Source organism: Capnocytophaga sp. oral taxon 864, from assembly GCF_002998835.1.
In the GTDB taxonomy this organism is placed as follows: Bacteria; Bacteroidota; Bacteroidia; order Flavobacteriales; family Flavobacteriaceae; genus Capnocytophaga; species Capnocytophaga ochracea.
Genome location: NZ_CP027232.1, coordinates 1,176,123 through 1,192,500 on the forward strand (window position 1 = coordinate 1,176,123; position 16,378 = coordinate 1,192,500).

Sequence of the window (16,378 nt, forward strand, 5' to 3'; positions counted from 1 at the left end):
TATCAATGAAAGTTTACTTTCTGTTTTTTACTTCCTCAACTCTTAATCCTACTTCAGTAATTCCTTTGAGCACAGGCACGCCGTTGTTATCGCCTATTTTTCGCATTGCTTGTTCTATTTTTATGAGATATTTACCTTTAGTAGGGAATGTGAAATTCTCTTTATACCACAATTTACTCTCTTTTACGGCTGAATAGCCATAGCCTAACCACTTACCTTCGGGGGTAGCCATTTCGTACTCCAAAGTGTCTACAATTACTTTATTGCTGTTAGGCAATTCCATTTTAGTAATGAGAAACAGATTGCTGAACTCATAATGTTCGTCATTTCGGAGCATTATAAAAAGGTTTTTCTTTGCTACTGTGTCGTTTTCTTCTAATTCAAAAAACATAGGTTTATGCTGTTCCCAACCATTGGGTAGGGAAACGTATTGGCTATATTCCACCCCACTATGGCAAGAAATAAGCAAGGTAAAGAAGGTTAGCAGGCTAAGAATTTTCATCTTTTGGTGTATTGTCGTTATTATTAACTTTTTGTTTGTTTTTATAATTAGGGTTCTTTTTGTTATTCCCATTGGTATAATGAGTATTTTTAGGTTTCGCTTGTGGCTTTTGAGCTTGTTTTTCGTTTGCTACCTCTGCATTGTTATTGTTTTTCTTAGCTCCTTGATTGGACTGTGATTTCAGTTGTTTAGAGGAGTTATTATTGTTACTTTGAGCAGATTTAGCATTCTTTTGACCTCCTTTATTGTCCTTTTTATTGTTACGTTTGTTCTTTTTACGCTTAGGAGTATCGAAACGGGTGATGCTATCTTCTTCTACCGGAGTGAGTTCGATGCCCTCATATACTGAGGTACTCTTACGAGAAGACAAATCGGTTACAATAGCGTATTCTTCGAGTTCCTCGATAGGTTCGCCTTTTTTATTAATTTCTAAGATTTCTTTTACACTGTCTACAGATAGTTTGTGCCAAGTAATAGGGTTTTCATCATAAGTGAACCACATTAATCGCTTAAAGATGTCTATCTTTTGACAAGTAGCCATACCGCGTTGTGTATGGAGTTTTGTATCGGTTCTTGGGAAGTCTTGCAGAGCATCTAAATAAGTATCGAGCTCAAAGTTCAAGCAACATTTTAGCTTACCACATTGCCCTGCTAATTTCTGTGGATTTAAAGAGAGTTGCTGATAGCGGGCAGCCGAAGTAGAAACACTTCTAAAATCGGTAAGCCAAGTAGAGCAACACAATTCGCGCCCACAAGAGCCTATACCGCCCAAGCGAGCTGCCTCTTGACGGAAACCTATCTGGCGCATTTCTATACGCACTGAAAAGGCTTTTGCCATATCCTTAATGAGTTGGCGGAAATCTACGCGTCCTTCAGCTGTATAATAGAAAGTAGCCTTAGAGCCATCACCTTGAAATTCGACATCTGAGATTTTCATTTCGAGCCCTAAGGCAATAGCCAGCTCGCGTGATTGTTTTTGTACTTCAATCTCTTTGGCACGTGACTGTTGCCACACATCTATATCGTGCTGATTGGCTTTGCGGTATACGCGGGGCAAGTCGCCTTCCCAATCTATTTTTCTCTTCTTCATTTGCGAACGCACCAACTCACCTGTGAGCGTTACTACCCCTACATCGTGACCTGAGGGAGCTTCGGTAGCTACGACATCTCCTATTTGCAGAGGGAGCTTGTCGACATTGCGGAAGTATTCCTTTCGACTGTTTTTAAAACGTACTTCCACGCAGTCGAAAAACTCTTGTCCACCAGCTAATTGAGTATTAGCAAGCCAATCGAACACTGAGAGTTTTACACTCCCAAAGCTACTGGCTCGACAGTTGGATATACACCCTTTTTTTGTATGATTGATTGTGCAACTATTGCAACTCATTTTCCTGTTTATTATGTTAATAGTGTTTAGGTAGCATACTACCTCAATCGGCAAAAATACAAAAAAATATAATTAGAGCAACAATGTTTAGTGATTATTTTCTTTATTTTTAGGATTATTACCCTAATATAGTCTGTTATTTTAGGTTTATAGACAGTATTTCTAAAAGAGATTTTACAGTAGGAATCGGAGGGAGGATTATATTTTCAGTTTGGTTTTTTAATCTGTTTTTTACGGCTTCGGCAGTAGTTTTACCTATACAAAATATTTGTTGTTCAGCGGTAAGGGTGTTGCGCGTGCAGTAGCTTTCTACTCCCGACGGACTGTAAAAGAGAATAGCACTTGCGTTCTCTTTTATCTTAATAGGAGTATATTCAGTTTTATAAGCGGTGATTTCTTTTACTTTTAAATTGTTTTCAACAAAGAAGTTGGGAAGAGTATTAAGGCGTTGAGTACCTGCAAAGAATGCGATAGAGGTAAGTTTTTTTAAGGAAGTTAAGTTTTGCTGTAAATATTGAACCAAATCAGAGGCATAGTGGGCAAAATGCAATACATTAAACCCGTTTTGAGTGAGTAGTTGTTGAGTTTGCTCACCTACACAAAGAACTGGAGTCTCTTTTAAGGTAGTTGCCAAAGGGTTTTGTGATAGGCTCTTCACTGCATTTTGACTGGTAACAATAAGCAAGTCGTAGGGCGGTGTGAGGCTCATTGTTATAGGGCTTACGGTGATAAAGTTGTGTTCAATAAGGTGTATAGGAAGAACCGAAAGGATTGCTTTCTGTTCTTGGGATAAGACTTTTGTAGAGACGATGGTTTTCATATTTGTTATTTAATAAAAAAACTCGGTGAGTATTGCTACGCACCGAGTTTGGTAATGTTAAAGAGGGGTTCCTTCGTTGGTTTTGAAGCGATACTCTAAATAAGTATAGGCATCGCGCGGTAGGATTTTTATCCATCGCTTGTATTTCAAGAACCATTTGAAACGGATAGAGCTAAATAGCCCTTTGGTTAAATAAGCTGCTATGAAAGGGTGCGCATTTAGCACGATACGTCCTTTATAGGCTTCCTCCTTAATAATGCTTTCAAGTTCTATATTGATTTTATCAATTAGAACGATAGGCGCTTCGATTTCGCCTTCTTTGCTTGGATTCTCTTCTTTTGTTTTGATGTTTAGTTCTTGGCGCACTCGCTGGCGTGTGATTTGTATCAGACCGAATTTGCTCGGGGGCAAGATTTTGTGTTTAGCACGGTCTTCAGCCATTTCGTTGCGCAAGTGATCAAATAATACACGGCGGTTTTCGCTATTGCCCATATCGATAAAATCGACGACGATGATACCACCCATATCGCGCAATCGGAGTTGTCGTGCGATTTCGGTAGCAGCGATGAGGTTTACGGATAGAGCGGTGGTTTCTTGGTCGTTATTTTTATTGGAATGGTTGCCACTGTTTACGTCTATCACGTGTAAGGCTTCGGTGTGTTCTATTACGAGGTAAGCTCCTTTTGGCATCGATACGGTGCGACCGAAAGCCGTTTTGATTTGTCGTTCTATATGGAACTTTTCGAATATAGGCACTGATGAGTGATAGAGTTTTACGATATTCTCTTTCTCAGGAGCAATTTCTTGTACGTATTTTTTTATCTGTTCATAGAGTTGCTCATTATCTACGTGAATACCTGTAAAGGAATCGTTGAACATATCGCGGAGGATAGCCCCCGTTTTGTTCACTTCACTCATTACCTTAGAGGGAAAAACCGCTTTTTGAATTTTTCGGCACATCAAAACCCAACGATTGAAGAGACTTTGCAAATCCTTGTCGAGTTCCGCTACTTTTTTACCTTCGGCTACGGTGCGTACAATCACACCAAAACCTTTGGGTTTAATGCCTTGCAAGAGTTTACGCAAGCGTTCTTTCTCGGCTTTACCTTCTATTTTCTGAGAGATAGAAATGCGGTCAGAAAAGGGAACTAGCACGAGGTAACGACCTGCGATAGAGAGTTCAGAGCTGATACGAGGACCTTTGGTGGAGATAGGTTCTTTTACTATCTGTACCAGTATAGGTTGATTAGGTTTAAGTGTTTCGGCTACAGAACCATTTTTATCGATATCGGGTTCTAAGGGAAAATCTTTAAGAGAAAAGTCTTTTAGTTTTCCAGAGATTACCCATTTAAGGAACTTCAGTAGAGAAGCTAATTGGGGGCCTAAGTCGTGATAATGCAAGAAGGCGTCTTTTTCGTGACCTACGTTTACAAAAGCTGCATTGAGCCCCTGTATAGGTTTGCGTACCTTAGCGAGCATTATATCTCCTACTCCTAAGCCGTTAGTATCTTCTTCTTTATGAAGTTCGATGAGCCTACCGTCTCTGAGCAAAGCAAAATCTACGTAAGAGGAACCAGAACGAATGATTAATTCTTTGTCCACTTTGTTGGATTTTAGTTAAACAATACTACTTTAAAGAGAAAAAGTAGTTAAAAACTACTTTTTCTTTTTGTGGCGATTAGCTCTCGCTCTTTTTTTGCGTTTGTGGTTAGCCACTTTATGTCTTTTTCTTTTTTTTCCGCTTGGCATAACTTAATTATTTAATATATTGTGATTTATTAATACAATGTTATTTTTTCGCTTTTTTATCAGTTTTAGCTACTTTTACCTTAGCTTTAACTCCTTCAACGAATACTTTTGCAGGCTTAAATGCAGGAATGTTATGAGCGGGAATTTTCAAAGTGGTATTCTTAGAGATGTTACGTCCAGTTTTTTCAGCTCTAGTTTTGATAATAAAGCTACCGAAGCCTCTAAGATATACGTTTTGGCCACTTTCTAATGTGTTGATTACTTCGTTCATAAAGTTTTCAACCGTTAGTTGAACGTCGTTTTTATCAAGACCCAACTTGTCGGAAATCTTTGATACAATTTCTGCTTTTGTCATCTTTATATTGTTTTAATTAATAATATTCTCTAAATCCTTTCAGCGTGCAAAGGTACAAATTAATTATTTAATAAACACTATGTTAGAGCAACTTTTTTTAGTTTTTATTTTTTAGTATCTGATAATTAGCTGTTTAAAATACTGTTTTCTAATATTTTACAACTAAAATATACTTTTGTCGTATCGTGGTAGATTTTTATGTTACTGATTGAAAATAAGTTTTAACTATTATCTTTTAACTGTAAGCTGGGCTACGTCGTGCCAAAAAGAGGGATAGGATTTGCTTACGACTTCTTTATCGGCTATTTCGAGGGTAGTTTTTAGCATCAAAGGTGTGAAAGCCATTGCCATTCGATGGTCGTTATAGGTAGCAATGCTAATGCCAGAGCGCAAGTGTGGGCAAGGTGCTAAATGCAAGCTATCGTGAGTAATACTTACTTCTGCTCCTAACTTTCTCAGTTCGGTTTGTAATGCTTGAAGGCGGTCGGTTTCTTTGATTTTAAGAGTGTGTAAGCCTGTTAGATGGCACTCTAAGCCCATTGCTACACAAGTAACGGCAATGGTTTGTGCTATATCAGGGGTGGCATTTAGGTTACACTCAAAACGCTTTTCTTGAGGTTCAGCTACTTTTTCAATAGTTAATTCATTACCTTTGAATGAGGAGTGCACTCCAAAAAACTCATAAATAGTTTTTAAGGCACTATCGCCTTGCAGGCTATGAGGCCTAAAATAGGACAATGAAAGGGTGGTGCCTATGGGCGATAAGGCAACAAAAACATACCAATAGGAGGCGGAAGACCAATCGGATTCTACTTCCCAACTGTTATGTAGTAAGTTTTTTCCTTTCATTGTGTTTACCTTTATAGTATTGGCTTTGAACAACACTTGCTCTTGTCCTATGCAATGAGCTAAGAGATTGGTAGTCATTTTTAAGTAAGGCAGAGAGGTAACTTCGCCTTCCAAATGCAAGGTGAGTCCGTTAGGCAAAGTAGGAGCAATAAGCAATAAAGCTGAGCTGTACTGACTGCTGACGTTGCCTTGGATATGTACTTCGTTGTTAGTAAGCTTTTTGCCTCTTATATATATAGGTGGAAATCCTTCTTTTTCAGTATATGTAATATCGGCGCCTAACTGTTGTAACGCATTTACTAATAGGTTTATGGGTCTTTCTTTCATTCGGGGAGAACCTGTGAGGAGCACTTCTTTGCCCTGTTGTATTGCAAAATAAGCGGTGAGAAAGCGCATTGCAGTACCTGCGTGATGAATGTCTACAACTTCTGTATGAGAGGTAAGGGCTTGTTGTAGCAGTAGGGTATCATCGGCAGTGGAGAGGTTTTGCACAGTGAGTTCAGGGAAGAGCGCTTGCAATATAAGTGCTCTATTGCTTTCGGACTTGGAACCTGAGAGCAACAAATGTTTTTCTGACTGTAATGTGGAATGAGGTAATTGTATGTTCATAAGGTAAAAGGTAAAAGGTTAATGGGTGATAGGTGTTTAATAGGGTGCAAAGGTAGGGAATAATGCTGATAAAACCAAAAATGCTGATAATACTAATAATTAACTTTGCCAAAGTTTGAAACTTTGGCAAAGTGTGTGCCGTAAAAAGTGACACATTGGAGGATTCGGAAGGAAACGGAGATTTTCAGAAGAAGGTTAAGGGCGTTTTTGGTGAAAAAAGGCTGTAAAGAGGGTGGGGTTAGCTTATAGAGAGCTTATAGGAAGCTTATACGAATCTTGGACGATTGGTATAGAAAGGGTATATAAGTAGTTGACTCATAGTATAATACAACAAGGCTAAAAATGTTAAAAACAGGGTTTCGAGGCGAAAGAAAGGGAAAAGGCACTAGGCCTTAGGGCATAGGCAATAGGAGGGAGTGTGGCGGGGAAGCGAAAGAAACCTTCCCCTTTACACATACCCAGTTGTTGCTGGCTATCTTCAAAAGAGGAAATGTAGCGAGTTACTTATTTGGTAAGCCCCCGAACCCCCGAAGGGGGACAAGCTGGAAAAGGAGACAAACCTCCCCCCTTACACATACCCAGCTATCGCTGGCTACCTCCAAAGGTGGAATGTGGTGGCGGGGATTATAGCTATAACAGAGATGCAAGTATTTTATATTTACCCTCTTAGTAACTTTTAACTGAAAAAAATTGCACAGTTAAAAAATATGTTGTACTTTTGTGGCATAAATAACATATAAAATTACAACATTATGAAGAAATTTTTATTCTATTTGGCTATTATTGGGTTAGCCTTAGCGTCTTGTAGTAAAGACAAGGACTGCAACTGTGATAACAACGGCAACGGTAATAATGGTAACGGTACCGCTACTCCTACCGTGAAAACTAACCAAATTATTTTGGGATTTGATAAAGACCTTAAGAAATTTGATATTCCAAGATATATCCTGTAAACTACTTTGATTGGTATATTGAAGCAGAATACCGTTTACCTGGATGCCCTATTCCACTTATAGAAAGTAACTTAGAGAAAGGTAATAAGCTATTAGATGACTTTTACAAAAAATTTATGATTGTAAATAGCGATTTAGCTACTATTACTCACGATGAATTAGGCGAATTTATTTCTGAGGAAGATAGAGAATCCTATATAAGACGCCCTTATAAGTTCTATTCCTGCACAGGTAAAAAAGGAGAAACATTTGAGAATGAACGCTACGGATTATTTGAAAAGAAAAGAGCTGTGATTATATATTCTACAAAACCTTCTCCAGGTCGTTATTCTACTTATGATTATATAAACGGAGGTCAATATCGTTATATTGCTACTTCTTTTTACGTATTTCCTACAGATGAAGCTTATAGAGAATATGTGAATTTATTAAAATCTATGTATGATGATGATTTTGAACCTTATTATTTTTTAAATGTAGAAGAGACTCTTCCTCTAATACTTATGGGCAGAGAACAAGATCAAGTTCCTCCTTTTATTCCTAAAGTTATTGATGTAACATATAGTAATAAAAAAATCCAAGAAAAGCCTTTTACTTTCTTTAATTCTTCAAGAACAATAGAACAGCTTAACACTCAATATTCTAACTATAAACTATTTTTAGGAAGATTCCGTTATGAATATTATTATAAAGAGTTGTATTATTGTTACGGTGCGACTTTAAAAGAACCTTTTACAATAAAAACAGAAGATTTAGGTTATTATACTCGTCATTATATAGAATTTGGGGGCAAAGATCGCAGAGAACATATTACTACTAATCTAGGTGAAAATACAATAAAGTTAATTCCTAAACATAATGCCATCGGATTCTATGGAAAATCACTTGAAGGAAAAACAGAATTAGTGTCTTTTGTTGTATGCTCTGAAGCTACCGCTTATAATGAATATGTAAGGATTCTTAAAGATATTATTAGCAATAAAGAAGCACAAGACTATGTTTTTGTAAAAGATTAGAGATATAACTGTTCTCAGTAAAAAGGTATCCAAAGATTGGATACCTTTTTTGATTAATATTCTCCCAATCACATACTCTCCTATTCGGAGACTTCTCCCAAGGAGATGGAGAGTGTAGTAATGTTTATTTGATAACATCCCCCCTACCTCCCTTCAAAGGGGGAATGTGGTGACGGAAAGGGGAATATAGTAGCAGGGATTATATCGGTTGTGGTTTTACCTTTTAGCTTTTACCTGCGTAAGCTTTGCGTTAAACATTCTTAAAAGATTCTTAATTGATGCTTAAAATTTTACAGGAGTAGCGCGATGGCATAGGGAATATGAAGGAAAATTATATAGTGAAAAGAGTTTAATTTTCAGAAAGTTATAACACAAAGCAGGTAAGGACGTTGAGTAAAGGTGACAGGGGAGTGTAAAAAAAATGGACAATTAATTTTGTGTAGATATTTCTTTTTCGTATCTTTGCACCGTGTATAGTACCCAGTGGGTATGATTTATAGTATTTTTAGCAATGTTTTAATTCGTATTTTAAAATGAAAGTAAGCAATTTTTTTAAATACATAAGTGTTTTTCTGCTTTTATACTTCTTTGGTATAGAAGGAGTGCAAGGACAAGATAATAAACTAGTTTCTGCAAAAACAAATTTTTCTTTTGTTTGTGCAAGTGCTACTAACAATGGGAAACTTCAGCCAAACAATCCAAAAGATGATTCAGGATTTAGAATTAGTGTACGTTGGTCACCCCCTCTTCCAAATGCTGATAATAAATATATATTTGAACTTTCCGATGCTAATGGAAGTTTCAATAACCCAACTGTACTACAAACTCAGAATGAAAAATTTTGGCCTGGAAAGACATTAAATACAGCCCAGACCTTTGAAGCCTATGTAACTTTCCCTAAGACTTTAAAGGGTAAAAAATACCGGATTCGCGTACGTTCAACCAACCCTGCGAGCGAAATAATAGCTACTATTGGTAGTAGTCCTAATCAGGAATTTGAAGGTTCTTATATGAATGTAGCACAAGCTTTAAAAACTACTCCTTCAGGTAATATAAATCTTTGTCCTGGACAGTCATTAGAAATATCAGTAGCACAAATTTTTACTAGTGTTGGAAGTACCAATATTTCTGACTACAAGTATGTTTGGTATAGAAAACCTTTTGACCCTTCTTACCACGGTAGTTCTTGGGGAATTAAAATACCTAATCAAACAGGTCCTAAACTTACTGTAACTGAAGAAGGAACATATATAGTAGCTATCGATTACGGCGATAACTGCTTTGACCGAAATTATTCAAAGTCCAACAACATCACTGTAAAAGTTACAGGCGGTGGGCAGTCGCTAGTGCTTAGTAGTTCTGCTACTGAGATATGTAGCTCAGAGAGCTTTACCCTTACTGCTACCCCTGCGGGCAATGAGACTTATACGTGGTATCGCGACAATACTAAGTTGGGCGAAACTAACGGGGTGGCTACCTATGTGGTGTCGCCCCCCAATAATCTTCCAGGTAAATACCGCGTGCAGATAGGCAACGGCAGTGCCTGCGATGTGCGCTCCAATGAAATAGAAATAAAACATAAAGATGCTATTAAAGCTAATATTACTACCACAGGGGGGAATGTATTGTTACCCAACAAACAGCGTACCCTCAGCGTAAATACCACTGCCCAAAATCCGTCGTACAAATGGTTTAAGGACGGGGTGGAAATACCGGGGCAAACTGCCAATACTTATGTAGCCACCAGCGCAGGCAAATACAAAGCCCAAGTAATCCAAACGGGCAGTTGTGCCTCGACGGTAGAAACTGAGGAGTACGAACTTAAAGCCCCTGATAGCTTCAAGGTGAGCATCAAGCCTAAAACTTCTTATCAGCCTTGCGAGACGAACAGCATAGACCTCACGGTAGACAAAATCACAGCCGTATCGGGTGCTACTGAGCTTGCAATAGACCCGAGCGACTATTCGTTTTTCACTTTTCAATGGCAAAGAGAAACGGGCGGTGCATTTACTAATATCAATACCACGCAAGAAATCACCCTTAACAGCGCTACCCAAAACGGTAAATACCGCTTGAAAATAACGGCTTCGGGGTTTCCTTCCATTCCTGAATCGAATGTATTAGATATTCAATTGCAGGACAGCAATGCATTGCGCATTAACAACAGTGTAGATAATGTGGATTTTTGTGGAGAGGTGTATACGCTCACGGTTACCACTGGTGCCGACCCTACGGCTACTTACACTTGGTTTAAAGACCGCGCACAGATAGCGCAAGGGGTAGGAATGACCCAATATGGAGTAACTGCCACAGGAGTGTATTACGCTACCATAGGCGGTACGGGCGGAGGTTGCCCTGCTACGTCCAACTCGGTAGTGGCAAAGCGCACCGTTATCACAGCACGTTGGGCGGAAGATATGAACACTCGCGAGATTTACTACCCTGCAAAAACTACGGTACTGAAAATATCGCACAATATGACCAACCCCACTGTGGAATGGAAGAAAAACGGCACCGTAATAGCAGGCGTTACGGGTGTGGAATACACGGTTACTGATACGCCTGTATCGGCTGACGTATACGAAGCAAAAATCACCGATGGCGGTAGTTGTGGTACAAGTATCAGCCTTACTCCTATTTACTTTGAAACCATTGCTGATATTAAAGGCGTGAGAGTAGGAACGGTAGCATCTACCAACTGTGAAACCCGTACACAAACCACTCTTGAAATACAAAAGATAACCGTACAGTTAAGCAGTAGTGGGGAACAGGTGGAAGTAAAGAAAATAGATTACCAATTCTTTAACTTCCAATGGCAAAAAGACAGCAACGATGTGCCTGGCGAAACCCGACAACAGTTTGTCGTGTCGCGCGCAGGCAACTCAGAATCGGCTAAATATTCAGTGCGGGTTAGTTATGGTACGATTATCAAGACTTCGGACGAAAAACCGGTAGCGTTTACTCCTATCCCCGATTTTGAAATATCGTCGGCTGACGGTGCGAAAGGAACCGTATACCTTTGTCAAGGAGGTACTATTAGTCTTACCGTAGCTGCTGATAGCTTCGACCCTAACTCATCAGTAGCCGATAGTTTTTCATACGTATGGAAGAAAGTAACGAGTGCCAATTACACTAACGACACTCCCATAGGCAGTGAAAACCCTACGGCAAGCGTGAACGAAATAGGCGAATACTATTTAGAAATTAACAACGGCGGTTGCCCTAAACGCGCTCATATACAAGTGAAGAACTACCAAGTAGGCGGTTTGAAATTGAGTTTAATGCGCGACAGTCAAGGCACTGCTCCTGTAAAACAAGTATACCAAACCAGTACAGCACGTGAGCGCAAGTTCGACGTGCGTATAGGTGATAGATTAGTTGCCGAAGGAGGTAATAAATTCAGCTGGACAAAAGACGACGGCACGGTGAAATACGGCACAACTTTGGAGGTGACTTCTGAGGATATGTCGGGTTCTTATACACTGAAAGAGGAGTCGTGCGTGGCAGCAGGCGAGAACATATTGCCTTTTGAACTGAATATCTACCAAGTGGTGGAAGTGCCTAATGTGGTAACTCCTAACGGCGATGGCATTAACGATAAGTGGGAAATACCGTCGATATACCTCACTCCGAAAGTGAAGGTAACGATATACTCACAAGAAGGTAAAGAAGTACTCTCGACAAACAACTACCAAAATAATTGGCCTGATGAGCGTACTTTCAATGACCTTGGCAAGCGTGCGCTTATCTATATCTATACCCTCAAAGGTGAGATTACCGAAAACGGCGAAACGAGAAGCGTGGATAAGAAAGGAACCATTACAATACTTAAATAAGAATTGACGATGAAGATAGTACATAACATAACGATAACAGTGTTGGCGCTTAGTGTTCAGTTTTTATTTGCACAAAGTGATGGTAATTACCTACCCTACGAAATGCCTGGACATACGGCTGTAAAATACAACACCTACCTAATGAACCCTGCGTTTCCAATATTTAGCAAGAATGAGTCGCAAATTACCTTCTTTCATCGCAACCAGTGGATGGGCTTTAAGGAAGATAAGTTCAATACCTTTGGGCTCTCTTATGGCAAGAAGTGGGGTGGTGATGCAGGTAGAAAGAATGATTACTACGATGGCAACAATATGGCTCACGGGTTGGTTTTTCAACGTACAGCAGGTATATTTGCCAATATAGGTATACTAGGAAACTACGTACACCAAGTAGAGATATCAGATGATAACTTTTTGCGCTTAGGGCTAAACGTAGTGTTTGCCCGCAGTAGTATCGACAGAAATAAAGTGCGCGTAAACGTGCAAGACCCCTTGATAGAGAATGCGAAACCTACGAGTATCATCAACTTACAACCAGGGGTAGACGTAAACTTTAACTTCTGGCATTTTGGTATTACCGCGGAGAACCTCTTAGACTATTCGTTTTCGGCAGGAGAAATGGCAGTGCCTTTTAATGAAAAGTCGCTCACCGCTCACGTGATGTATCGCAAAGAGTTAGATTCTCGGAGTGATTTCTTAGAAGATGGTTTTTTCAGTATATATGCTAAAGCTAAAAGAACCAAAGATAATTTTCAAATGGGCGGGCACGTGATGTTGGACGTTCCTCTGGGTTGGGCTTACGCCGGTTATGACCAAAAATATGGAGCTTTCGGTGGCTTAGGCTTCAACGTGACTAACCACTTGAGCGTAGGATTTGGCTACGAACAAACTATTGCTAATTATGTAGCTGAATTGGGTGGTAGTTATGATGTGGTAGTTTCTTATCAGTTTGGTGGCAAACATCACATTAAGAAACCAATTAAGACCACTCCTCCTGAACCTACTGTGGTAACACCTCCAACGCCTAAGGTAGTAACTCCTACGGTAACAGAAACAGAAACAAAAACACCTACGGTAGAAACTCCTAAAACAACAACTAAAACACCTACTGTTCAAGAAGAATTAGACAAGCGCATAAGAGTGGTAGAAGACCCAAAAATAGAGGGTATAGCACAAGGCTATTATGTGATTGCAGGAGTATTCCAAAACCCTAAAGGAGCTTACCAAATGAGACGAGATATAGAGAATTTAGGTATCAAAGTATTCACATTTAAGAATAAAGAAAATGGTATGCACTATATCTATATTGATAGAGCTTATGAATCGCGCGGAGAAGCAGGTGAAACATTGCTCAACTTGCTGAAACGTCCTGAATTTAAAAACTCTAACATTTGGGTACTAAAAGTAGGTAACTTATAAAGCATTTTAAGTAATATAAAAACGATGCTTTGCAATAGTAAAGCATCGTTTACTTCTAGAAAAGAAACATAAACTAAAAAAGAAAATATATGAAGAGTAACTTTTTGAAAATAGCAATATGCCTTATAGGACTATTAGCTTTACAGGCTTGTAGCACTGTAGATAGCCATAGATATCCTCACGGGAAAAAAGCAGCTACAAAAACTGCGAATATAAAAACAGGCATATATAAGACGAATGTAACAGCTACCTATTATCACGATAAGTTCAATGGAAGAAAAACTGCTAGTGGGGCTGTATTTAGCAATAGTAAGCTCACCACGGCACACCCCTCGTTGCCTTTTGGTACTCAACTAAAGGTTACCAATCGGATAAATGGCAAATCAGTAGTTGTTACTGTTACTGATAGAGGCCCCTTTACCAAAGGGAGAGAACTCGACCTCTCTAAACGCGCCTTTATGGAAATCACTGACAATAAAAACAAAGGATTGATACAGGTAGATATAGAGATTGTAGAATAAGGAGTTTTACTCCTTATTTTTTTGCATTATTAGAAATAAGCAAATAAAAAAAAGAGCAATTCTGATAAAGAATTGCTCTTTATAAGAAGGCGGCGACATACTCTCCCACAACAAGTGTAGTACCATCTGCGCTAAAAGGTTTAACTGCTCTGTTCGGAATGGTAAGAGGTGAGACCTTTGACTATAACCACCTTAAATCGTTTTAGGTAAGAGGTAAGAGGTAAAAGATAAGAGCTTTTTTTAAACTACTTTTTGTATCTTAACTTAAATACCTATTCCTAATTATATTTTAACATATAGGGATAAAAAACATATTTTTAACTAACAACTTCTTAAGAGATTGATAATTGATAAAACATAAGTAGTATTACACTTTCTTATCTCTTATCTCTTAACTCTTATCTATAAAAAAGAATACTGCGCGAAAAGTCTACGGGTGATTAGTATTACTCGGCTATGATGTTACCACCTTTACACCTGTAACCTATCAACGTGGTCATCTCCCACGACCCTTAAAAGAAATCTCATCTTGTGGCGGGTTTCGTACTTATATGCCTTCAGCACTTATCCCATCCGCACTTAGCTACTCTGCTATGCCCTTGGCAAGACAACAGATACACCAGTGGTGCGTCCAACTCGGTCCTCTCGTACTAGAGTCAGATCCACGCAAATTTCTAACGCCCACAGTAGATAGAGACCGAACTGTCTCACGACGTTCTGAACCCAGCTCGCGTGCCACTTTAATGGGCGAACAGCCCAACCCTTGGGACCTTCTCCAGCCCCAGGATGTGACGAGCCGACATCGAGGTGCCAAACCCCCCCGTCGATGTGAGCTCTTGGGGGAGATCAGCCTGTTATCCCCGGCGTACCTTTTATCCTTTGAGCGATGGCCCTTCCATACGGAACCACCGGATCACTATGCTCTACTTTCGTACCTGATCGACTTGTAGGTCTCTCAGTCAAGCTCCCTTATGCCATTGCACTCTTCGCACGGTTACCAAGCGTGCTGAGGGAACCTTTAGAAGCCTCCGTTACTCTTTTGGAGGCGACCACCCCAGTCAAACTACCCTCCACGAATTGTCCTTTGCCTTTAGCAAAGTTAGACCTCAGATAAGCAAAGGGTGGTATTTCAACAACGACTCCACAACTACCAGAATAGCCGCTTCGCAGTCTCCCACCTATCCTACGCATCACTTATCCAAGACCAATACGAAGATATAGTAAAGGTGCACAGGGTCTTTTCGTCCCACTGCGGGTAATCGGCATCTTCACCGATACTACAATTTCACCGAGCTCATGGCCGAGACAGTGTCCAAATCGTTACACCATTCGTGCAGGTCGGAACTTACCCGACAAGGAATTTCGCTACCTTAGGACCGTTATAGTTACGGCCGCCGTTTACTGGGGCTTCAATTCAAACCTTCGTGTTACCACTAAGCTCTCCTCTTAACCTTCCAGCACCGGGCAGGTGTCAGACCCTATACCTCATCTTTCGATTTTGCAGAGTCCTGTGTTTTTGATAAACAGTCGCTTGGACCTCTTCACTGCGGCCTATCGCTAGATAGGCGACCTTTCTCCCGAAGTTACAGGTCTATTTTGCCTAGTTCCTTAGCCATGAATCTCTCGAGCGCCTTAGAATTCTCTTCCCAATCACCTGTGTCGGTTTACGGTACGGGCATTAATCTTCGCTTTTCTTGGAAACGTTGTCACCACTCTATCACCTCGACCGAAGCCTCAGTGTACTATCAAAGCTATAACTGCTCCTTTAACGTACTATTCCGTCAGTACGCGGTAGTTATCTCGTTCCGTCACTTTTATTAGATTAATGGTACAGGAATATTAACCTGTTGTACATCCACTTCCCCTTCTCGGGTGCGCGTTAGTCCCCGACTAACCCTCAGCTGATTAGCATAGCTGAGGAAACCTTGATCTTTCGGCGGGCAGGTTTCTCGCCTGCCTTATCGTTACTTATGCCTACATTTTCTTTTCTATCAGCTCCACTATGGCTCACGCCTTTAGCTTCCACGCCTATAGAATGCTCCCCTACCGGTAGGTACTTCTGTACTACCCCATAGCTTCGGTAATATGCTTATGCCCGTTTATTATCCATGCCCAACCGCTCGACTAGTGAGCTGTTACGCACTCTTTAAATGTATGGCTGCTTCCAAGCCAACATCCTAGCTGTCAGTGCAGTCAGACCGCGTTTGGTCAACTTAGCATATATTTGGGGACCTTAGCTGATGGTCCGGGTTCTTTCCCTTTAGGATATGGACCTTAGCACCCATACCCTCACTGCTGATGAGCATTTAATAGCATTCGGAGTTTGTCAGGAATTGGTAGGCGATGAAACCCCCGCATCCAA

11 protein-coding genes and 2 rRNA genes (1 of these 13 running past the window's edge) are annotated in these 16,378 nt (G+C 40.0%); 5 read left to right on the plus strand and 8 right to left on the minus strand.

The genetic code is table 11. The annotated features are described in order from the left end of the window. Positions 1 to 13: 13 nt before the first annotated feature. The 6 genes from C3V44_RS05200 to C3V44_RS05225 form a co-directional block, all read right to left on the minus strand. Positions 14 to 502, minus strand: a complete 489-nt coding sequence (locus C3V44_RS05200) for a gliding motility lipoprotein GldH (RefSeq protein WP_106095775.1) — start codon at positions 500 to 502, stop codon at positions 14 to 16. Beyond that, positions 489 to 1,799 carry a regulatory iron-sulfur-containing complex subunit RicT gene (locus C3V44_RS05205; RefSeq protein WP_106095776.1) on the minus strand — a complete coding sequence of 437 codons (1,311 nt, stop codon included), beginning with the start codon at positions 1,797 to 1,799 and terminating at the stop codon, positions 489 to 491. Before C3V44_RS05205 ends, C3V44_RS05200 begins: the two co-directional genes overlap by 14 nt. A gap of 226 nt (positions 1,800 to 2,025) precedes the next feature. Next, the gene (locus C3V44_RS05210) at positions 2,026 to 2,709 is read right to left on the minus strand and encodes a uroporphyrinogen-III synthase (RefSeq protein WP_106095777.1); all 684 of its coding nucleotides are present in this window, start codon (positions 2,707 to 2,709) and stop codon (positions 2,026 to 2,028) included. A 57-nt stretch (positions 2,710 to 2,766) separates the two neighbouring features. Beyond that, positions 2,767 to 4,311, minus strand: a complete 1,545-nt coding sequence (locus C3V44_RS05215; protein ID WP_002670818.1) for a ribonuclease E/G — start codon at positions 4,309 to 4,311, stop codon at positions 2,767 to 2,769. A 187-nt stretch (positions 4,312 to 4,498) separates the two neighbouring features. Then, a complete protein-coding gene (locus C3V44_RS05220) occupies positions 4,499 to 4,813 on the minus strand; it encodes an HU family DNA-binding protein (protein ID WP_002670816.1) in 315 nt (104 codons plus the stop codon). Between the two features lie 228 nt (positions 4,814 to 5,041). Then, positions 5,042 to 6,271, minus strand: a complete 1,230-nt coding sequence (locus C3V44_RS05225) for a 3-phosphoshikimate 1-carboxyvinyltransferase (RefSeq protein ID WP_106095778.1) — start codon at positions 6,269 to 6,271, stop codon at positions 5,042 to 5,044. Positions 6,272 to 7,023: 752 nt separating this feature from the next. Between C3V44_RS05225 and C3V44_RS12220 the strand changes: the two genes are divergently transcribed. The 5 genes from C3V44_RS12220 (at position 7,024) to C3V44_RS05255 (ending at position 14,016) form a co-directional block, all read left to right on the plus strand. Beyond that, complete coding sequence (locus tag C3V44_RS12220) at positions 7,024 to 7,224, plus strand: hypothetical protein (protein WP_254425478.1); 201 nt, start codon at positions 7,024 to 7,026, stop codon at positions 7,222 to 7,224. Between the two features lie 116 nt (positions 7,225 to 7,340). Beyond that, positions 7,341 to 8,240 (plus strand): hypothetical protein, encoded by a 900-nt coding sequence (locus tag C3V44_RS05240; RefSeq protein ID WP_254425479.1) that lies wholly within the window; start codon positions 7,341 to 7,343, stop codon positions 8,238 to 8,240. Between the two features lie 533 nt (positions 8,241 to 8,773). After that, on the plus strand, positions 8,774 to 12,076 hold the full coding sequence (locus C3V44_RS05245) for a gliding motility-associated C-terminal domain-containing protein (protein WP_106095780.1): 3,303 nt from the start codon (positions 8,774 to 8,776) through the stop codon (positions 12,074 to 12,076). Between the two features lie 9 nt (positions 12,077 to 12,085). Further along, the gene (locus C3V44_RS05250; protein ID WP_106095781.1) at positions 12,086 to 13,495 is read left to right on the plus strand and encodes a PorP/SprF family type IX secretion system membrane protein; all 1,410 of its coding nucleotides are present in this window, start codon (positions 12,086 to 12,088) and stop codon (positions 13,493 to 13,495) included. Between the two features lie 89 nt (positions 13,496 to 13,584). Continuing rightward, positions 13,585 to 14,016 carry a septal ring lytic transglycosylase RlpA family protein gene (locus C3V44_RS05255; protein WP_106095782.1) on the plus strand — a complete coding sequence of 144 codons (432 nt, stop codon included), beginning with the start codon at positions 13,585 to 13,587 and terminating at the stop codon, positions 14,014 to 14,016. 84 nt (positions 14,017 to 14,100) lie between these two features. Here C3V44_RS05255 and rrf read toward each other — a convergent pair. Next, positions 14,101 to 14,211: ribosomal RNA gene (gene rrf, locus C3V44_RS05260) — 5S ribosomal RNA — on the minus strand. Between the two features lie 225 nt (positions 14,212 to 14,436). After that, positions 14,437 to 16,378: ribosomal RNA gene (locus C3V44_RS05265) — 23S ribosomal RNA — on the minus strand (it continues 903 nt past the right edge of the window).